We start from the raw sequence: 20,987 nt of genomic DNA on the forward strand, positions 1-20,987 counted from the left end.
CGGGACAAATCTCCCACAAAGTGTGACGCACAGCTGCCAGAAAGCAATTTTAAAAAAAGCTCCAGCATAATGGATTTACTCTCTATTGTTCTCCAAACAATAGATTTGTATGAATTGATAACCGGGTAATCTCTAATTCTAACCAAAACAAAACCGGGTATCTAATTGTTTACGATACCCAGTTACAATGTGTCTCATCTTATAATAAATTAACATAATTTTCCAGCACAGAAATTAATTTTTTCTCCCCTCAAACCTCCCGCTCCAAACCAGATATAATATAAATACAATCACGGTTGCCCCCAATATCCCTCCGGCTGTAGGAACCCCCAGTTGATTAAAAAACAGTCCTTTCCGGTAATATAGTAAAAAATAGTCGCAAAGCCTGGCACCCCAGGAACAAGGCAAAAACATCCATAGTCCTTCCCCAAGCCCGGTCAGCATCAGAGCCGTCACGAGGCATTCCACTACTGCCAGACCCATCAGTGCCCCTCTGCCAAAACGTATTCCAACCATTAGATGAAACGTATACATGATAATCTGACAAAAAATGATGATCAAAGCTGCACCTGCAAAAATGGGCAATTCCACCTGACCGCCTCCCACCAGTAAACGGAATCCCAGCAAAAAAGTGCCGATTGCAAAAATATCCGCTGCCAGTCCGGTCAGAAAAAGCGTGAGAAATTTGCTGATCCATACTTCCCATCTCGGATACTGCTGTGAAAGCATTTCTTTAAATCCTCCCGCCATCGCCTCCTGCTCCGCCGCCATCGCGGTTACTACTGCACCGATTAACGGGAATGCAATAGCCACTACCTCTAAATAAGCCTGTATTTTCCCTGCCGGTTCCCAGGGCGAAATTATAAAATATCCCAGAAAAAGAATATTTCCAAGCAACGGTACCAGAATATGTACCGGATAAAATGCCGTATGTCTCATCTTGATAAAATCAGCCTTTATCAAACAACATAAACTTTTCATTAATTCTGTGCCTCCCTGTTTTCATACCATCTGCCTGTGAGGTAAGTAATCACAGCAAAAAGAAGTATGGATAATAGAATTCCCGGCAGATATACTCCTTTTGACATCAGCTCCGGCGAAAAGGTGTAACTCCCCGGTTCTGCCATAAGACCGTTTGGCAGAATCCCTATTGCCGGGATCATCATTCTTGCTGTATAAGCATAAGGTACTGCTATCCACCAGTTGCTCAAAGATACCGTAGCACTGAAGACAATGTAGGCCGCCAGATTGACGATAAAGGTTGGGAAAATACCAATCTTATATCCCAAAAACATACACAGCGTAATCTGCCAAAGAGATGTATTGATCATAAGTGCCGTTCCAGCCAGCTTAGATAATTTGGAAACATGGGGATAGCTTTTATCCTGAAACAGAATTCCTTCTACAAATGAAACGACCAGAATCAAAAGACAGGAGACAGCAAATCGTTCTGCCATAACGACAATCTTGGCATACCATATATCTTTCATTTTAACCGGCATAACCAACACCGCCTGATCCTTTAGCTTTTTGTCGATTCCGGCACTTAACGTACAGGCAATAGTCAGCATTCCGGGCATAATCATTCCATACCACCAGTTAAAATTATCCACCTGTGCATAATTAGAAGCCAGGAACAGGGAAATAAATGAGGTTAACAGCGGTGCCGCATAACACAATATTTTCAGGAATGTATGCTTTATTTTTATTCTTTCTGAAACAATACAGTGATACATCAGATCTCCCCCTCTCTGCGGTATTTTCCCGCCACTTCCATAAATAATGCTTCCAGGTCGTCTTCTTTGTTGAACTTACCCTGATATCCCAGAATGCCGCCTGAAATAATTCCCACATAATCCGCCATTTGATTCACTTCGCTTAAAATATGACTGGAAATGATAACGGTTATCCCCTTTTTAGGAAAAGAACAGATCAATTCCCGCAGTTCCTGAATTCCAAAAGGATCCAGTCCGTTGGTAGGCTCATCCAGTATCAGAAGTTTCGGATGATGCAAGAGGGCAATTGCAATGCCCAGACGCTGTTTCATTCCCATGGAAAACTGTCCTGCTTTTTTCTTCCCTGTATTGGTTAATTCTACCGTCTGTAATACTTGCTCAATTCTTTTCTCCGGAATCTGAAGCGCGGTTGTCCTGACTTTTAGATTTTCTCTTGCAGTTAGATTTTCATAAAGAGGTGCCGCTTCTATGAGTGCACCAATCCTAGCAAGGTCCTTTCTCTGCCACAAATGCCCTTCAAAAAATATCTCTCCCGAAGTTGGATGGAGCATTCCTGTGAGCATTTTTAAAATTGTGGATTTTCCTGCCCCGTTTGCACCCAGCAGCCCATAGACTGAATTTTCCGGTATTTTTAAAGAAACGCGGCTCACCGCTTTTTGCGTCCCAAAGTTTTTACATAAATTATTAGTTCCTAAAATAATATTCATTTTAACACCTGCCGCCGATTGCAGCCGCCTGCAATACAGCTTCCTCTCCTTTTGTTAGTAGTATCATACAACTCAATTATAAGAAAACTATAAGGAAATAAAAAAAGCCATGATCACTCATGACTTTTGCTCCTTTGTTTAACATTTCTTTTGGCTCCCCCGGTGGGGGCTGGTCTTTTTTCTGCCCATATGTATTTATCCCTCTGACAGCCTACCTATCTGCAATCCTTCAAATCCCTCTCCGCTGCCGTAAAATCGCAGACAGTCAATAAAGGAATTCATGCCATCATTGATAAATTTATCCTTGTGATAAACCAGGTCAAAACTGCGTTTCCATCTGTTAGTGTCTTCCCGAAACAAATACATTTCTCCGGAACGTACCTCTTTTTCTATCAGCCTGTAAGCTATCACGCTCAGGCAGTTATCCTTTATAATGGCATGTTTAATAGCCTCCGTTCCCACTACTTCCCAGGCAACATTTACTTTAACCCTGTGTTTCTCCAGGTCTTTTTCAAATAGCTCCCGCGTTCCGCTTCCCTTTTCCCGCATTACAAACTTCTGGTTTCCCAACTGGCAGAAATAGAGCTTTTTCATTCCGGCAAAGGGATGTTTATTGGCACATACCAAAACAAGCTCATCTTCAATCAACGGCCTCACTACAAGATCAGGGCTTTTGACCTGTCCTTCAACCAGCGCCACATCCAGTTCCCCATCCATAAGCTTTTGTTCAATCACTTTCGTATTATTCACACAGGCGAAAATATCCACGTCCTCCTGCATCTTCTTAAACCGCTGCACCATATCCGGCAAAAGGCAGGTTCCTACGGTCATTGAAGTTCCCACACGCAGCAATTTCATCTGCTTTTTGCTCAGCATCTGTTCTTCCAGATAGTCAAACTGGCGAAGAACTTCCCTGGCATATCCCAATAGCTTTTCACCCAGATCCGTGATGTAAAGGTGTTTTGACAAACGTTCAAACAAAAGTCCCCCATAGTGTTCTTCTAATTCCCGTATTGCCTGACTCACTGTAGGCTGGGACAGGAACATCTTTTCCGCTGCCAGACTCATGGTTCCGCAGTCTGCTACCATTACAAAAATCCTCAGATGCCTGATTGTCATATGCGTTCCTTCTTCCAAATTTTACTATAGGTTTTACCTATGTTTATGATAAGATAATATCATTTTTCTTATTAATAAACAAGTGTTATAGTAATACATATAACAGGAAAAGAGGTTTTGTACATATGAAAGTATTAATCATTGGAGGCGTCGCTGCCGGCACAAAAGCAGCTGCAAAATTGAAACGCGAAAACCAGGGATATGACGTACAGATTCTTACAAAAAGCGCTGAGATTTCCTATGCCGGATGCGGTCTTCCTTACTATGTGGGAAGTGTAATCGAAGATAAAGAAGAACTGATCGTCAATACACCGGAAAGCTTTACAAAACAGACTGGTGTCAAAGTATCCACCGAAACCGAAGTAACCCATATCAACAGGGCTGAAAAAACAGTCACCGCTGTGAATCTGAAGACAAATAATTCTTGTGTCTATTCATATGACAAATTAATCATTGCTTCCGGTGCAAGTCCTGTTATTCCGCCAATAGACGGGATCCATTTAAAAAATGTTTTCTATATGAGAACACCAGAAGATGCAATTTCTTTGAGAGAAACACTGGAAACCTCCGGAATCAAACGGGCGGTTATTGCCGGTGCCGGTTTCATTGGATTGGAAGTTGCTGAAAATCTGGTGTCTAAAGGTGTGCGCGTTTCTGTCATTGATATGGCAGATCAGATTTTACCGGGATTTGATACAGAGTTTGCAGGATATATTGAGAACCACCTGGCTGATCACGGTATCATGTCCTTTACCGGCACACGGTTAGAAGCCATTCTTGGAACTAACCAGGTAGAAAAAGTCCAGACTTCCGGGCGTACAATGAAAGCCGATGCCGTTATTCTTTCAATTGGCATCCGTGCAAACACAGGTTTTCTCTCTGATACAGGTATTGAGCTAATGCCTAACAAGACCATAAAGGTGAATGAATACTTACAGACAAATGATAAAGATATCTATGCTATTGGAGACTGTGCCAGCGTCACAAATGCCATAACAGAAGAACATGCCTGGTCACCTATGGGGTCCTCCGCAAATATAGAAGGGCGAATTGCAGCCCAAAATATTAGTGAAAAGCAGCTTTCTTACCATGGGGTACTGGGTACAGGTGTCTGTAAGCTGCCGGAATTAAATATTGGAAAAACAGGACTGAGCGAGGCCGCTGCCATTGCCGCCGGCAGAGAGGTAATCAGCGTTATTTCCGTAGTGGATGACAAAGCACACTATTATCCCGGAGCATCTGCCTTCATTGTAAAAATGACAGCCGACAAAACCACACATGAACTGTTGGGCTTACAGGTTGCAGGTAAGGGCGCCGTTGACAAAATGGTAGATATTGCTGCTACCGCAATCACCCTCCACGCTGATCTGGAATCTGTTGAAAATATGGACCTAGCCTATGCACCACCCTTTTCTACAGCCATCCACCCATTTACTCAGACTGTCAATATTCTACTAAATAAATTAAGCGGTGAATTTGAAACATTTACTCCTGTTGAATACCAGGAAGGCAAAGCAGATGGCTACCAGATTATTGATGCATCCATAACCCCCCAGATCGACGGAGCACGTTATATAGACCTTTCTTCTGTAAATGCACCTGTTCCAGGATTAAACACCGACGAAAAACTTTTGCTGATATGCAGCAAAGGCAAACGTGCCTACATGCTCCAGAACCGTCTGAAATACTATGGATATACCAATACCAAAGTCTTAGAGGGCGGAACTGCATTTAATGAAATAGAAGGATAAGCAGCAAATACAGAACGTCATTAGAAATGATGGAAGTCCGAATTAAATAATTATGATTACATAACTCAGGAGGAAAATATGGCAACTTTAACAATCAAACCAGAAGAAGAAAAACGTGTAAAAGCATTAGGATTTTTAAGCAACAAAGGAACTGATAATTTTTCAGGAAGAATCATCACTGTCAATGGTAAAATTACGGCAGATCAAATGCAGTGTATCTCAGAGGCAGCGAATTTATTTGGAAACGGAGTCGTAACTCTGACCACAAGGCTCACCATCGAAGTACAGGGAATCCCATTTGATAAAATTGAAGATTTCCGCACCTATCTTTCCAAAACAGGTTTGGTGACCGGCGGTACCGGCTCTAAAGTGCGTCCTGTGGTAGCCTGTAAGGGAACTACCTGCCAATACGGCTTGTTAGATGCATTTGCAATCTCCGAAGAAATCCACGACCGTTTCTACGTTGGCTACAACACGGTGAAACTGCCGCACAAATTTAAAATTGCCGTAGGCGGATGTCCAAATAACTGCGTAAAGCCGGATTTAAACGACATCGGTATCATCGGACAGATGACTCCAGTCTTCGAAGAGGACTGCTGCAACGGATGCAAAAAATGTTCCGTGGAAACAGCCTGTCCGGTGGGTGCTGCAAAAGTAGTTGACGGCATCCTGGAAATTGATGAAGAAGCTTGCAATAACTGTGGCCGCTGTATCGGTAAATGCCGTTTTGATGCCATTGAAGAAGGCGTTCCCGGATTTAAAATCTATATTGGTGGAAGATGGGGAAAACGCATTGCCATTGGAAAGGCATTAAATAAAGTATTTACTTCCAAAGAAGAAGCCCTTGACGTAATCGAAAAAGCCATCCTGCTCTTCCGGGAACAGGGAAAGACCGGGGAACGTTTTTCCACCACCATCCAACGCCTGGGCTTCGAAAATGTAGAAAAACAGCTTCTTGCAAACGACCTATTAGACCGAAAACAGGAAATTCTGGATGCCAAACTGCATCTGACCGGAGGAGCAACCTGTTAAACAGGAATAAACAGGAACGTAAACAGGATTTATTTGTAAAATTTTTAAAAAGTACTTGCATTTTTCGACAATTTGTGATAATCTTTTAACAAAGAAAAGGGAGTAGCTACCATCGCAAAGATAAACCAGATGGTACATGAAGGCGTCAGAACGATAGCGATATCCGCGTCATGTAAGTAATTAGCAAGACTTTTATTCCAGCAGTCAGTCTGGGATAAAAGTCTTTTTTTAATACCTTTTTCTTTCGTAACCGAAGCCTGTCTTATGATAAATGATAAGACACACTTCAGAGCTTAATTAGATTTAAGCTTAGAACCACTTGATGGAGAGGCAAATAAATTTCTGCCATGGAAGATATTTATCTGCCGGATTATTACGAGGAGGATTTATATGTGGAACCCTAACATGAACAATAACATTTTTAATGAATCAAAAAAAAATTTTCAGAAAAACGTTAAAAAAACAGCCAGAGGTGCAAAAAAGGCAGCGATCATTATTGCAGCTGCGGCGGCAGCCGTCTTCATTGTATCCGGATCCTTTTATCAGATTCAGGAACAGGAACAGGCTGTCCTTACCACTCTTGGAAAACCCAAGGCAGTCACAGAGACCGGACTTCATTTTAAAATTCCGGGTATTCAGCAGGTAAAGAAAGTGAATACAACCATTCAGGGATTTCCGATTGGTTACACGATTGAAAACAACCAGACCATAGACACCGAAGGCATTATGATTACATCGGATTACAACTTTATTAATGTAGATTTTTTTGTGGAGTACCGCATTGCAGAACCGGTCCAGTATTTATATGCTTCCCAGCGTCCTGAGGATATTTTAAAAAGTATCTCTCAAAGCTGTATCCGTACCGTGATCGGAAGCTATAAAGTAGATGACGTTCTGACTACCGGAAAGAGCGAAATCCAGGCTAAGATCAAAGAAATGATCATCCGTAAAATTGAAAAACAGGATCTGGGGCTCCAGCTGGTGAACATTACCATCCAGGACTCTGCACCGCCTACCCAGGAAGTTATGCAGGCATTTAAGGCTGTGGAAACTGCAAAACAAGGAAAAGAAACTGCAATTAATAATGCCAACAAATACCGCAACGAAAAGATTCCGGAAGCGGATGCAAAAGTAGACCAGATTATCAAAGATGCAGAGGCACAGAAACAGACCAGGATTAATGAAGCAACGGCTCAGACATCCAGATTCAATGCCATGTATGAAGAATACCAGAAAAATCCCGTTGTGACCAAACAGCGTATGTTCTATGAAACCATGGAAAGCGTACTGCCGGGATTAAAGATCGTAATCGACAACGGCAGCGGTGTTCAGAAGGTACTTCCTCTAGAACCATTTGCAGAGAATAATACCTCTGGCAAACAGGTTAAGGAATCGGAAAAAGACAGTACCCAGCAGTCGGATACACCAAAGGACAGCAATGCCAATACGGCTGAAAATCCGGCTGCCGAAACTGGAAACCCGGAAACCCCGCAAACGGATGCACAATAAGGAGGATACGAAATTATGAAGAAGAAAGTAGTTATAGTCTGTTTCGCAGCGGTTGCTGCAGTGGTTACACTGGCATCTTCCGTGGTTATTTCCAGACAAAATGAATATAAACTGGTTCGCCAGTTCGGTAAGGTCAGCCGTGTAATTGCCGACCCCGGAATCCATTTAAAGATTCCTTTTATCCAGACAGCAGATACTCTGCCAAAGGAAACGCTGCTCTCTGATCTGGTACCATCCGATGTTATTACAAAAGATAAAAAGACCATGATCAGCGACAGTTACGTGTTATGGAAGATCATTGATCCTCTAAAGTTTGCACAGACATTGAACTCATCCCAGACAAATGCAGAAAACAGAATTAACACGGCGGTCTATAACGCAACGAAAAACGTAATCAGCAGCATGACCCAGGATGAAGTTATAACCAGCCGTGACGGTGTGCTTTCATCAAGGGTCATGGAGAATATCGGCAATAACATGGATCAGTACGGAATCGAGCTTCTGGTATTTGAAACCAAACAGCTGGATCTGCCGAATGATAACAAAGAAGCGGTATTTGAACGTATGATATCGGAACGGAACAATATTGCGGCTACTTACACCGCAGAAGGAAAGTCAGAAGCTAAGGTTATCCGGAATACCACCGATAAAGAAATAGCCATCAAAATATCCGAGGCGGAAAAACAGGCAGAAATTCTCACGGCAGAAGGTGAAGCAGAATATATGAAAATTCTGTCCGCAGCCTATGCAGACGAGGGCAAGACTGATTTCTACTCCTACGTAAGAAGTCTGGATGCGCTAAAAGCTTCCATGACAGGAGATAACAAAACTGTGATTCTCTCGGAAGATTCACCCATTGCCAAAATTTTTCAGGGTTACGAATAAAAGTGAAATAAATAAAGGGCAATTCACATTTCGTTGTGAATTGCCCTTTTACTGCATTGTATGAATAGATGTGCAGGATATTAATCTGTAATCCGGTTTATCTTTTCTAATAATTCTTCCAGTTCTTCTTCACTGATATTTCCCTGTCCAAACGTAAGGGCACCGCGAATTGGCATATACATCATCATTGCCTCGTTCATGGCTGACGTGCTCTCACCCAGTGCATCATCACCTGCATCCCCCAGCACAGCCATACCTTTCAGAATACTTTCTGCAATCTCCATGGTCTTTTCATCTTTCATCAAATCTCCAAAAGTCGTATTCCGGTCATAAGACCTTGCCTTTTTCTTTGTGCTCTCTACATGGACTTTGGCTGCCGCAGCAATGTCTCTGGAAGATTTTCCAATCTGGATTTCATGATCGATACTTTCCACTGCCCAGTCTCCCACTTCCATGTCATAGTAGGCAAATGCCCGTTTTCCCAATTCAAAGTGCACCGTCTTTGTCTCACCCGGGTTTAATTCGACTTTATCAAATCCTTTTAATTCCCGAACCGGACGGATCATACTGCTATTTAACGGTGACACATATAGCTGAACAACTTCTTTCCCTTTCATAGTTCCCGTGTTAGTAACATCTACGGACACACTGAGCATATCGGTATCCTTCATACTATCTTTATCCAGCTTCAGATTACCATAGGAAAAATTGGTATAACTAAGTCCATGTCCAAATGGGAAGAGAACATCCATTTTTTTCTTGTCATAATAGCGGTATCCTACAAATACACCTTCTCTGTACGCTACCTTATCGCCTTCTCCCAGATAATACAGATAGGAGGGATTGTCCTCTAATCTCAGGGGAAATGTTTCTGCAAGTCTTCCGCAGGGATTCGCTTTCCCAAATAAAATATCCACGGTGGCTGCGCCTACTGCCTGCCCGCCCAGATAGGCTTCCAGTACAGCTTTCACATCCTGAATCCATGGCATTTCCACAGGAGATCCATTATGAAGTACCACAACTGTGTTTGGATTCACTGCCGCCACCTGACGGATCAGCTCATTCTGACAGTCCGGAAGTCTCATATGCCTGCGGTCAAAGCCTTCTGATTCAAAGGAATCCGGCAGCCCCGCAAATACAACGGCTGTTTCTGCCTTCTTTGCGGCTTCCACTGCTTCTTGAATCAATGCATCATCCACAACATCTTCTTCGGTTATAAATCCCGGGGCGTATGTAATATGCTCCATTCCTGCCGAAGCGTCCAGTGCAGATTCCACCTTAAAAGAATTGATGTGGGAGCTTCCGCCGCCCTGGTATCTTGGCTTTTTGGCAAATGCACCAATAAAGACCGTATCGGATTTCTCATCCAATGGGAGGATGTTGTCATTTTTCAACAGAACCATACATTCCGCAGCAATTTCTTTTGAGAGTTTATGATCTGCTTCCCTGTCAAATACCGCATTTTCGTCCCGGTTTTCAACAAATTTGTATACGATGTTCAATACCCGCTCTGCCGCTTCATCCAGGCATTCTTCGGAAAGTCTGCCGGATTTAACTGCTTCTGTAATCTTTTTATCGTTGATGCCAAAAGAGGACGGCATTTCCAGTTCCAATCCAGCCTTTAAGCTTTCAACCCTGTCATTCACAGCTCCCCAGTCACTGACTACGAAACCATCAAATCCCCATTCATCCCGGAGGATATCGGTAAGGTATTTTTTGTTTTCACAGGCATAGATCCCGTTGATCCGGTTATAGGAACACATCACGGTCCATGGCCTCGACTGCTTTACCGCTCCTTCAAATGCTGCCAGATAGATTTCCCTTGCAGTACGTTCATCCATCTCTGAGCTGGAAGACATTCTTCTGTGTTCCTGGTTATTTGCCAGAAAATGCTTGATGCTGGTTCCTACATTTTTACTCTGTACTCCTTTGATATGGCTTGCTGCAATCTCAGATGCCAGATAAGGGTCTTCCGAATAGTATTCAAAATTCCTGCCGCACAGCGGGGACCGTTTGATATTTACTGCTGGTCCTAAAATGACTGCTACGTTTTCTGCCTGGCACTCTACACCCAGGGCCTCTCCCAGTCTGGTGGTCATCCCCCGGTCAAATGATGCAGCCAGTGCACAGCCTGCCGGAAAGCATACTGCCTTAATACTTTCGTTGATTCCAAGATGATCTGCTTCCTGATCCTGTTTACGAAGTCCGTGAGGTCCGTCGCTTACCATAATTGCAGGAATTCCAAGACGTTCTACCGCCTTCGTATGCCAAAAATCCTGACCGGAACATAAACCGGCCTTTTCTTCTACTGTCATCTGTTTTACTATTTCTTTCACGTTCATAATGAAAATCCTCCCGATTGGTCAAAAGTCCCGCCCAGGACAGGAAATTAATTTGCTCTGCCATAAGGCGGGTTATTTTCTGTATGAACGTATTATATTATATTTAACAAGGATAAAAAAGTGAAATACTGGCTTTTATATAGGTCAATCTTGACTTTATAAACACGTTTTTGGATCTGTATATTCTTTGCCGAGTGCTTCCGCCACACCCTGGAAGGTTACTTTTCCCTTATACGTGTTCAGCCCCGCCATAAAATCGGGATCTTCTTTCAACGCATTTACCCCTTTATCCGCCAGCTTCAATACGTATGGGAGGGTGCTGCTGGACAGGGCAATTGTAGATGTCCTGGATACCGCCCCCGGCATATTTGCAACGGAATAATGAATAACGCCATGCTTTTCAAAGCAGGGATTGTCATGGGTGGTAATCTTGGTGGAGGTTTCCACACAGCCGCCCTGATCGATTGCAACATCTACAATCACACTGCCTTTTTTCATCTCTTTAACCATATCTTCGGTTACTACTTTCGGTGCCTTTGCCCCCGGAATTAATACCGCCCCGATAACCAGATCCGCTTCCTTTACCGCTTCTTTTAAATTGTAAGGATTATTGAACTGAGTATGGATTCTGCCTCCGCTGATGTCATCAATATATGCCATTCTTTCTGCATTGATATCGAATACGGTGACATCGGCTCCCATGCCTGTCGCTACTTTTGCCGCATTTAAGCCAACCACTCCACCGCCTACAACCACGACTTTTCCGGGCATAACTCCGGGTACTCCTCCAAGAAGCACTCCGCTTCCGCCATTATAATTCTGAAGCATATAAGCGCCAACCTGTACAGACATTCTGCCGGCAACTTCGCTCATTGGAGCCAGCAGCGGAAGTCCCCCGTTTTTACCCCGGATCGTTTCATATGCTATTGCCGTAGTTTTCGTATCCAGTAATGCATCTGCCAGAGGGGCATCATTTGCAATATGCAGGTAGGTAAATACCAGCTGGTCTTCTCTTAAATATTGATATTCTGACTCCACATATTCTTTTACCTTTACGATCATATCCGCTTTTGCAAATACATCTGCGGCACTCCCCGCTATCTCAGCACCGGCATTTAAATATTCCTCATCTGTAAATCCGCTGCCTTCTCCGGCATTCGTCTCCACGATTACCTGATGTCCCCCATGCACCAGGGTATATACCCCTGCCGGCGTAACGGATACCCTGTTTTCATTATTTTTGATTTCTTTTGGCACTCCTACTATCATCCTTTTACCCATTGTATTCACAGGCTTGCCTGCCATACAGCCACTTCTTTAGAAAGCTGAAGGAATTCCAGTGTGGCTTCCTTTCTCTTATCAATATTTTCTTTCAGCTTTTCAACAAACTATAAAAAACAGTATATCACAAAATATTCCAGAATCCACACTATTTTTTATATAAATCAGCATTAAATCCATTCATAATTATAGTTTTTTCCACTTGTAACTCTAATTTAAATGTAGTATAGTTTATCAAAATACACAACCGGAGGTACTTATGGAGGAATTATATCACGTAACAGGTACACTGAATGAAGGTTTCGTGGGTCAGATTTCATATACGGTATGCCTGGAACACACTTACAATGAACTGGATATTGAATTTACTTTTGACAAACAACACTATGCTGTGATTACCGATGAATTAAAAGAGGAAATGAAATCTCTTGTGGAAAAGGAATATGGGATTACTTCTTCCTCTGATGAAGAAATTACAAGAGTCATCCAAAATGATATGAAAACAGAAATACATACACTTGCTTCATTAAATGATACGTTTATCGGGTGCGTACACCGTCAGTTAACTACACGCCACATGTACTTTACCCCCCAGACAGCCACGGAAGGCTGTATAGTCCAGCCCTGTTTGGAAGGGGTCTTAAAGGTTACTCTGCTGGTATTTAATGTGATACAAAATGATACCCACTATCAATTAACCGTATCTGCAGGAGGGAGGCGCACAGCATGTACAAACGATTAGAACTGCACAATCATACCACGGAATCAGACAGCAGCATTACCTGTCAGGAGCTCATTGAACTAATGGTAAAGGACAAAGCCCATGCATTTGCCATTACTGACCATAATACCATTTCGGGACATGGCAAAATCCGCAGCCTGCTGGAAGATATGGGTCATCCCATCGACTGCATTTACGGCATGGAATATACGACTTATTATGGGCATATTCTCTGCCTGAACCTTCAGGAATATGTTCCCTGGGAAAATATCAATCTTCACAAACCGGAATTGCTGTTCCGGGCTGCCAGGGAAAAAGGGGCTTTAACGGGTGTTGCCCATCCTTTCTCCTACGGTCATCCGTTTGCCAGAGGATGCCGCTTTGATATGAAAATAACGGACTTCTCCGCGCTGGATTTCATTGAGATCTTCAACAATCCGGAGCCCCTCCACGAAGTAAATGAACGGGGGCTGTTATGGTGGGAATCCCTGGTTCTGAAAGGACACCGCTTGGCCATGACCTGCGGTATGGACCTCCATGGAATATGGGATATGGGCGGACAGTTTGCTACCTACATCCCCGGCGAAAAGGGCGGCGATACCGCCAGAGAGCTGGCAGACGCCATACACTCCCTTAAAACCTGCATTTCAAAAGGACCTATTCTGGTAAGCAATCCGGAGCCGGAAAGCAATTCCATAGCCTTTACCATCCTTCCTGCCCACAAGCCGGGATATTTACACACCCATGGAACACCTTACTATCTTACACTGAAAACAGGTGGGAAAATCATTCAAAAGGAAATTCAGCCGGAAGAAACACTGCATGTTTCTCTGGATGAATTAAATGGTGCAAAAATTATCATTCCAAAGCTGTACCAGCAGGACACCGCCATAGAAAATCTGGTATGCGTGGGCTGCGTTATTTATCTTTGAGACAGGTTGTACGATTGAGCATAATTTTGCTCTTGAGACAGGATGTGCGCTTGACCGGATTGTACGATTGAGCCAGGTTGTGCGCTTGACCGGATTGTACGATTGAACCGATTTGTTCACTTGACCCGGATTTCCTCCTATGCTATGCTTAACACAAAGCATCTACTACTTTGTAAAAGAAAGGCATCCTCTTACCATGGATAATTATTATTATGAGCAGACCCGTCTGGTCTCGGACCTTCATGTTAATTTTGAACATATCCTGATTTCGAAAATGTATATTCCCGGTCACTGGCATGAGTGTATCGAAATTCTGTATATGAATGACGGGCGACTGGAAACGATCATTAAAAACCAGACCACGGTTCTGGAAAAGGATGATCTGATCCTGGTAAATCCCAGAGATCTGCACAGCACCAGATGCCTCAATGACTGTGACTATATCCTGCTTCAGATTCCATACCCTATGCTCAAGAATTATATTCCGGAAATCGATACTATTCGTTTTGTAATTCCTCAATTCCCGGAAAGTGAAATTGTCCGTACAAAGCTTTGCCAGATGAAAGAAACTATTCTGCAGATGGCGGTACTGGTCCAGGAGAAGCCGATGGGTTCCCATTTGAAATTTACCAGTCTGCTCTTTGAGATGCTTTATATGCTCTATCATAATTTCCAGGTGCCGGTTGACCCTGATACAAAGGAGAAAAACACCCGGAACCTGGAACGTTTGGGACCCATTCTGGATTATGTGAAAAAGCATTCCAATGAAAAAATCCTTTTAAGTGAAATTTCATCCTATGCCGGGTTTACACCAGAATATTTTTGCCGATTTTTCAAAAGGCATATGGGCATCACTTTTGTGGAATATCTGAACCAGTACCGGTTCAACTGTATCTATCAGGATCTTTGCTGTACGGATACCTCTTTGCTGTCGCTCCTGGAACAGCATGGCTTTACCAATTATAAACTGTTCCGTAAGATGTTTTACGATGTCTACGGATGTACCCCCGGGCAAATCCGAAAAGAACTGGCAGCAAAAAAAGAGTCCGGCAATCAGTATACCGCCTCTTTCTGGATCAATTCTATGAATTCGTCCAGGGACATCTGACTGGTTCTCTGGCTGTCACGGTCGCGGACTGACACCGTGCCTGCTTCTTCTTCCTTTTGTCCCAGGATAACCATATACGGCACTTTTTCCAGTTGGGCTTCCCTGATCTTATACCCGACTTTTTCATCTCTTTGATCCACTTCACATCGGATGGATGCTGCTTTTAACCGCTCTGCGATTTTCCCGGCATAAACATTGGATTTTTCCGATACCGGCAGTATTTTTGTCTGAACCGGTGCCAGCCAAACCGGAAATTTCCCGGCATAATGCTCTATCAGGATTCCAATAAAGCGCTCAATAGAGCCGTATACTACCCGGTGGATCATAATCGGACGGTGCTTCTCTCTGTCTGCCCCGATATATTCTGCTCCAAAGCGAAGGGGCAGCTGAAAATCCAGCTGTATCGTCCCGCACTGCCACGTCCTTCCAATAGAATCCTTTAGATGAAAATCAATCTTCGGTCCGTAAAATGCCCCGTCTCCCTCATTTACAACAAAGGACATGTTAAGTTCATCCAGCGCATTTCTAAGTCCGTTTGTAGCCAGCTCCCAATCTTCCTGGCTTCCGATGCTGTTTTCCGGCTTTGTGGATAATTCCACATGATACGTAAACCCAAACTTTCGGTACACTTCATCGATCAGGCGCACAACCCCTTTGATTTCTTCTGTGATCTGCTCATTTGCCATAAATATATGGGCATCATCCTGTGCGAAACTGCGCACCCGCATCAGCCCATGAAGGGCGCCGGATTTTTCGTGGCGGTGAACAACACCCAATTCTCCAATGCGTATGGGCAGCTCCCGGTAAGAATGGGGTTCTGACTGGTAAACCAGCATTCCCCCCGGACAGTTCATAGGTTTGATGGCAAATTCTTCTCCATCAATGGAGGACGTATACATATTTTCTTTGTAATGCTCCCAATGCCCGGATGTCTCCCACAATTTGCGGTTTAGCATCACAGGCGTAGATATTTCTACGTAACCTTCTCTTTGATGAATTTTTCTCCAGTAATCAATTAACTGATTTTTAAGCACCATTCCTTTGGGAAGAAAAAACGGGAAACCAGGCCCTTCGTCCATCATGGCAAACAGCCTCAGTTCTTTCCCCAGCTTTCTGTGATCCCTTTTTTTCGCTTCTTCCATCTGCAGCAGATACTCCTTTAACTGAGCTGGCTTTTCAAAAGATATTCCATAGATTCTGGTGAGCATTTTGTTCTTCTCACAGCCTCTCCAATAAGCTCCCGCCAGTGATGTAAGCTTCACCGCCCCTGCATATTTCGTATTTTTTAGATGAGGGCCTTTGCATAGATCACAAAATTCTCCCTGCCGGTAAAAACGAAACTTTTCTTCCATTGACATGTCATGGATGAGCTCCAGTTTATAAGGTTCTTCTTTTTCCTTCATAAAAGAAATTGCCTCTTCCCTGGACAGTTCAAAGGATTCAACCTCATAACCGCTGTCTATAATCTTCTTCATTTCCTCTTCTATCCGCTCCAGGTCTTCTCCCGTAAATGGAATCTCACAATCAAAATCATAATAAAACCCATTTTCAACAGCCGGTCCAATTGCAAGTTTTGTCCCGGGATACAACCGTTTCACCGCCTGGGCTAAAATATGCGCCGTCGTATGATAGAATACACTCTTTTCAAATTTTTCTTTCATCTGCTCCAAGCTCCTTTGCCTTTTGATAACAGGGCATAAACTCCTGTTTAAATTGGATAACAATCTGGCCAGATTGCAGTAACATAAGAAAAGCACCCTCAAACGCACGACAGACAACTGCCATACGTTTAAGGGTGCAAACTAATCAGAATGCACGGTTCCACCTTAATTTTTCTCTTTCAGATTCTAACAAATCCAAGCCTTTAACGCAGGCATACGGCAATGCTTATTCTCTCGACTTCGCACCGCTGCTCGGGAATGGTCTTCGCTGACATTTCGCATAAGAAACTTCCACCAACTTGTTTCTCTCTCTGACTGCTTCCTGACAGTTACTGTTTCCTTCATAGCTTTTCTTATATTGAAGTCATTATAGCACTTTCAGCGGGTCTGTCAAGGGCTGATTTATTATTTATAAATTTTCTTAGCAGAAAACCCCCTGCCCCGCACTTCATTTACGTGGCTGATCACCATAAATGCTTTTGGATCTTCTTCCATAACCAGCTGATTGAGTTTTACCAGTTCCCGGTTGGATATAACGGTCAATATAATCGGCTGTTCATTTTGCATATACCCCGTCTGTGCATGGATAAACGTGGTTCCCCGATCCAGGCGCTTTAAGATCTCCCTGTTAATCTCCTCATACTTACTGCTAATAATTTTCACCTGGGTCTGGGCAGTTCCCATAAAGAGAATCTTGTCCAGAACAACGGAATAGATCAGTACAAGAAGAATACCGTATACAATCTGTTCCGAATCCGAGAACATCATCTGCAGTATCAGAATTGTAAAATCAAAGATATATAGCATTGCCGAAACCGGAAGCCCAAACTTCTTATTCAGTACAAGCGGCGGAATGTCCATACCACCGGTGGAGGCACCGGCACGAATTACAAATCCTATTGCAAAGCCGATCATAATTCCGCCGCAGATGGTAGATAACATCCTGTCACCTGTGACATGCTCCAGTATGGGAATTTTCTGGAACACGCCCAGGATAAGCGGATAGTAAAAGGTACTGATCAGTGTGGTAAGGGCAAAACGTTTCCCCAAAATAAAAGCTCCCAGGATAAACATAACGGCATTAAAACAGAATACAAATGCCGAAATAGGAATTTGAAAATAATGGTGGAAAGATAGTGCCAGTCCTGTGGTGCCTCCCGTAATCATCTGATTCGGAAGAATGAAGATGGTAATTGCAAGTGCATAAATCGTATTTCCCAAAAATACAAAGAAAACATTTTTTATTTTTGATAATTGTGATAACATAAGTTTCCCTCTTTCCTGTTTTTTTACTGCCTGGTTATATAAGAATTTTTTTGACAGCTGTGTGCCACACTTTACACACGTGGTTGTATATAAAAGTTTTACATAAAATAATTCTGTTATATTACTACACTAAAGCACAAAAAAAGCAGGTTACTAAGTAACCTGCAAAGTTTGTTTCGTATGTTTAATCTTTTATTTTTATCATAATATCTATTTATCCAATATAACCGTAAACTCACTGAAATACACATCCTGTCTTTTTCTCTGATAAGAATACCACATTTATCCGAAGGAGTAAAGCAGTATTTAAAAGCAGGGCTGTTTCCAACTCTTATATTACTGTTCACACCCTTCGGATGCTCAAAGTTACAGCAACACTCTTATTTCATAATTGTGCGGTAAACATCCATGAATCCCATAACCGTTACAATTACAACCAGAATCGGTGTAATAAACCGAATGCAGATCAGCCATGCCTTTTTCAGCTTAAAGGAAATCCCGTCCGATTCCACATGCTGCAGAATCCGTTTCGGTCCCCAGATCCAGCCTACAAAAATGCACATCAGAATACCGCCAATAGGCATCAGAATATTATCTGTCAGCATCCCCATAAAATCAAAAACAGAATAATTTAAGATGGTCACATCTCCCAATACTCCAAACGACAGGGCACTTGGAATACCCAGCAGAAATACGCCCAATGCGACGAAAATTACCGCCGTTCTCCTCTTGCATTTAAAATGATCCAATACAGAGGACACCACGCATTCCAAAAGTGCTATGGCAGAAGTTAAGGCTGCAAAAAACATCAGTCCAAAAAACAGCAATGCAAAAATCCATCCACCGGACATACTTTCAAATACTTTCGGGAGTGTTCCAAAAGTCAGGCTTGGTCCCTGAGCCGGTTCCAGTCCAAATGCAAAAACCGCCGGGAATATAGCCAGCCCCGCCAAAATCGCAACGAAGGTGTCAAGACCTGCAACAATCAGCGCATTTTTAGGGATATTTTCTTTTCTGTTTAAATAGCTGCCGTAAGTGATCGTAATTCCCATACACAGACTCAGTGAATAAAATACCTGTCCCAATGCAGCCGGTACCGACTTCAGGTCAAATCCACCGTTCATTTTAAATACAAAATCCACACCCTGATTTGCACCAGGCAGTGTCAGGGATCGTATTACAATGATCACCAGTAAGATCAGCAGTCCAGGCATCATAAACCGTGAAGCTTTCTCAATTCCCTTTGTGCCTCTATAACAAACAAATCCGGTACACGCCATAAATACCAGATGCCAGATGACAGGCGCTGCCGGCTCTGCGATATATGCGCTGAAATCCGCCGGTGCACTCATGCTTGTAACATAACTGGCTATATATTTTAAAATCCATCCGCCGATAACACTGTAGTAAGATAATATAATAAACGCACATAAAATACCCATAATACCGATAATTTTGGATTTGGGATTTAAATTCTCATATGCCTGTACCGGTCCCTTCCCCGTCATTCTTCCTATACTCATCTCTGTGATCATAACCGGAAGTCCCAATACCGCGATAAAAATTAAATACGTAATTAAAAATTGAAATCCACCGTTCTTTCCCATTAAATACGGGAACTTCCAGAGATTCCCTAGTCCCACCGCTGCTCCCGCAGTTGCAAGGATAAATCCCAGGCTAGACGCCCATTGTCCTTTTTTCTCCATTTTGCCCTCCAATTAAGATTATCTAACACTCTTACGCCCTCAAATATTATAACGCTAACAGAGCAGAGTTAAAATTAGTTTAACAAAATTGTAGGTATATTTCAACAAAATTAATCATTTTTCCATATATATCTTCAAACATAATCCCTGAAAACCATAATCTGACTTAGTAGATTCAAAAATCAGCAGTGTAAAAGCGATTTTTTTTTCACACTTTTTTAATTATTCCCCAAAAACTTGTAACAGAAATATAACTTGCTTCTATTCTATCTCAGATGTAAAATAGCAGTAACGAAAAAAAGGAGGTGGATTCCATGTCAAAGAGAAAATACATATGGTTTGCTATTTGCAATATAATCTTTCTTTTATCAACATTTCTCCATGAATGTATTCACGGATTCAGCATGGCAAGGCTTGGGCAGTCTGTCAGTACCGGGTTCCGGCGAATCGGCCATGTGTACCTTTATCCAAAAGATTCCGGGTTTCGAATGAATCTAGACCTGGATATTAAGACGCTTATGGATTTCAGTGTTCTGCTGACGCTGACGCTGGCTGTCGTATTCACTTTCCTGTTCTGTAAAGTACGTTTTAAGAATCCAGTCACCAAAATGACCGTTCTGGCTCTGGCTCTTTGCAATTCCTGCCTGCGGATTATAGCTTGGGCTGCTACCCTTATGCTTCCTGTATTTACCGGTCAGACGGTGCGCATTGATGAATTGAATACGGGTACAGCACTTGTCCTGGCAACCGGAAATTCCTCACTTTTGTATGTACCGGCTATCCTTTCCATCTTTGTCTCTCTTTTCTGTTTTATGAAGCTTCTCATGCGTCTGCGAAGAAGCCGCGATCAGGATTATCAAAACTTTATATTTCTATTTTTTATGGCTCTTGTCAGTTCTTTTTTCCTTTCCAATATCCTGGATAATTATATAAGAATTAACTGGATTGCCTGAAGTATTGAATATTTATTACATAAAAAAGTCAGGAAACAGCATCTGTTTACACTGTTTCCTGACTTTTTCTGTTTGCAAAATGGTTAGAGCGCGGATATATGTAATTACCGTTATCCCTTTAGTTAAAGAATCTGGCTCCTACATATCCAACATATCCATTTGCTTCTACTTTATACCATCCGCCTACATCTTCTAGGAATGTTACTGCCTGTCCTGCCTGCAGAGTATCTAGTATAGCACCCTCATAACTGGGAGCTTCCCGGATATAAGCTGCTGCA

19 protein-coding genes are annotated in these 20,987 nt (G+C 42.7%); 9 read left to right on the plus strand and 10 right to left on the minus strand.

The features are described from left to right. The coding region (locus tag ACH2DQ_RS25175; RefSeq protein WP_395028613.1) for a DUF6783 domain-containing protein at positions 1-129 on the plus strand (129 nt) is incomplete at its 5' end. A 105-nt stretch (positions 130-234) separates the two neighbouring features. On the opposite strand, the gene ACH2DQ_RS25180 is transcribed toward ACH2DQ_RS25175, so the two are convergent. The 4 genes from ACH2DQ_RS25180 to ACH2DQ_RS25195 all read right to left on the minus strand — a co-directional run bounded on the left by ACH2DQ_RS25180 (position 235) and on the right by ACH2DQ_RS25195 (position 3,562). Then, the gene (locus ACH2DQ_RS25180) at positions 235-981 is read right to left on the minus strand and encodes a lantibiotic immunity ABC transporter MutG family permease subunit (RefSeq protein WP_394912188.1); all 747 of its coding nucleotides are present in this window, start codon (positions 979-981) and stop codon (positions 235-237) included. Then, on the minus strand, positions 981-1,736 hold the full coding sequence (locus ACH2DQ_RS25185; RefSeq protein ID WP_395028610.1) for a lantibiotic immunity ABC transporter MutE/EpiE family permease subunit: 756 nt from the start codon (positions 1,734-1,736) through the stop codon (positions 981-983). The genes ACH2DQ_RS25180 and ACH2DQ_RS25185 overlap by 1 nt, the downstream gene beginning before the upstream one ends. Further along, entirely contained in the window at positions 1,736-2,443 is a 708-nt protein-coding gene (locus tag ACH2DQ_RS25190) for a lantibiotic protection ABC transporter ATP-binding protein (RefSeq protein ID WP_394912190.1), read from the minus strand. Before ACH2DQ_RS25190 ends, ACH2DQ_RS25185 begins: the two co-directional genes overlap by 1 nt. Before the next feature lie 195 nt (positions 2,444-2,638). Beyond that, positions 2,639-3,562: a LysR family transcriptional regulator gene (locus ACH2DQ_RS25195; RefSeq protein ID WP_394912191.1), complete on the minus strand. Its 924-nt coding sequence runs from the start codon at positions 3,560-3,562 to the stop codon at positions 2,639-2,641. 125 nt (positions 3,563-3,687) lie between these two features. Here ACH2DQ_RS25195 and ACH2DQ_RS25200 point away from each other — a divergent pair, with 125 nt between their 5' ends. The 4 genes from ACH2DQ_RS25200 (at position 3,688) to hflC (ending at position 8,739) form a co-directional block, all read left to right on the plus strand. Beyond that, positions 3,688-5,313, plus strand: a complete 1,626-nt coding sequence (locus ACH2DQ_RS25200) for an FAD-dependent oxidoreductase (RefSeq protein ID WP_394912192.1) — start codon at positions 3,688-3,690, stop codon at positions 5,311-5,313. A gap of 78 nt (positions 5,314-5,391) precedes the next feature. Then, a complete protein-coding gene (locus tag ACH2DQ_RS25205) occupies positions 5,392-6,345 on the plus strand; it encodes a 4Fe-4S binding protein (RefSeq protein WP_394912193.1) in 954 nt (317 codons plus the stop codon). A gap of 390 nt (positions 6,346-6,735) precedes the next feature. After that, positions 6,736-7,854, plus strand: a complete 1,119-nt coding sequence (gene hflK / locus ACH2DQ_RS25210) for an FtsH protease activity modulator HflK (RefSeq protein ID WP_394912194.1) — start codon at positions 6,736-6,738, stop codon at positions 7,852-7,854. Positions 7,855-7,869: 15 nt separating this feature from the next. Next, positions 7,870-8,739, plus strand: coding sequence for a protease modulator HflC (gene hflC / locus ACH2DQ_RS25215; RefSeq protein ID WP_395028611.1), 870 nt, complete (start codon positions 7,870-7,872; stop codon positions 8,737-8,739). An 80-nt stretch (positions 8,740-8,819) separates the two neighbouring features. Here the strand turns inward: hflC and ACH2DQ_RS25220 are convergent, their stop codons facing one another. Then, on the minus strand, positions 8,820-11,081 hold the full coding sequence (locus tag ACH2DQ_RS25220) for a glycoside hydrolase family 3 C-terminal domain-containing protein (protein ID WP_394912195.1): 2,262 nt from the start codon (positions 11,079-11,081) through the stop codon (positions 8,820-8,822). Positions 11,082-11,237: 156 nt separating this feature from the next. Continuing rightward, complete coding sequence (ald, locus tag ACH2DQ_RS25225; protein ID WP_395028614.1) at positions 11,238-12,362, minus strand: alanine dehydrogenase; 1,125 nt, start codon at positions 12,360-12,362, stop codon at positions 11,238-11,240. Positions 12,363-12,621: 259 nt separating this feature from the next. Between ald and ACH2DQ_RS25230 the strand changes: the two genes are divergently transcribed. The 3 genes from ACH2DQ_RS25230 to ACH2DQ_RS25240 all read left to right on the plus strand — a co-directional run bounded on the left by ACH2DQ_RS25230 (position 12,622) and on the right by ACH2DQ_RS25240 (position 15,123). Beyond that, complete coding sequence (locus ACH2DQ_RS25230) at positions 12,622-13,104, plus strand: DUF6669 family protein (RefSeq protein ID WP_394912197.1); 483 nt, start codon at positions 12,622-12,624, stop codon at positions 13,102-13,104. Continuing rightward, positions 13,089-14,015: a CehA/McbA family metallohydrolase gene (locus ACH2DQ_RS25235; protein WP_394912198.1), complete on the plus strand. Its 927-nt coding sequence runs from the start codon at positions 13,089-13,091 to the stop codon at positions 14,013-14,015. Before ACH2DQ_RS25230 ends, ACH2DQ_RS25235 begins: the two co-directional genes overlap by 16 nt. 139 nt (positions 14,016-14,154) lie before the next feature. Further along, entirely contained in the window at positions 14,155-15,123 is a 969-nt protein-coding gene (locus ACH2DQ_RS25240) for a helix-turn-helix domain-containing protein (protein WP_395028612.1), read from the plus strand. Here ACH2DQ_RS25240 and thrS read toward each other — a convergent pair. From thrS to ACH2DQ_RS25255, 3 genes are all read right to left on the minus strand, one after another. Further along, positions 15,069-16,784 (minus strand): threonine--tRNA ligase, encoded by a 1,716-nt coding sequence (gene thrS, locus ACH2DQ_RS25245; RefSeq protein WP_394912200.1) that lies wholly within the window; start codon positions 16,782-16,784, stop codon positions 15,069-15,071. The genes ACH2DQ_RS25240 and thrS overlap by 55 nt on opposite strands. A gap of 405 nt (positions 16,785-17,189) precedes the next feature. Next, positions 17,190-18,050, minus strand: a complete 861-nt coding sequence (locus ACH2DQ_RS25250; protein ID WP_394912201.1) for a YitT family protein — start codon at positions 18,048-18,050, stop codon at positions 17,190-17,192. Positions 18,051-18,430: 380 nt separating this feature from the next. Beyond that, the gene (locus tag ACH2DQ_RS25255) at positions 18,431-19,756 is read right to left on the minus strand and encodes a sodium-dependent transporter (protein ID WP_394912202.1); all 1,326 of its coding nucleotides are present in this window, start codon (positions 19,754-19,756) and stop codon (positions 18,431-18,433) included. A 314-nt stretch (positions 19,757-20,070) separates the two neighbouring features. On the opposite strand from ACH2DQ_RS25255, the gene ACH2DQ_RS25260 reads away from it, so the two are divergent. Beyond that, complete coding sequence (locus ACH2DQ_RS25260; RefSeq protein ID WP_394912203.1) at positions 20,071-20,709, plus strand: hypothetical protein; 639 nt, start codon at positions 20,071-20,073, stop codon at positions 20,707-20,709. Between the two features lie 118 nt (positions 20,710-20,827). Here ACH2DQ_RS25260 and ACH2DQ_RS25265 read toward each other — a convergent pair whose 3' ends face one another. Continuing rightward, a complete protein-coding gene (locus ACH2DQ_RS25265) occupies positions 20,828-20,974 on the minus strand; it encodes an SH3 domain-containing protein (RefSeq protein WP_395028615.1) in 147 nt (48 codons plus the stop codon). Between the last annotated feature and the right edge of the window lie 13 nt (positions 20,975-20,987).

Source organism: Robinsoniella sp. (assembly GCF_034124845.1).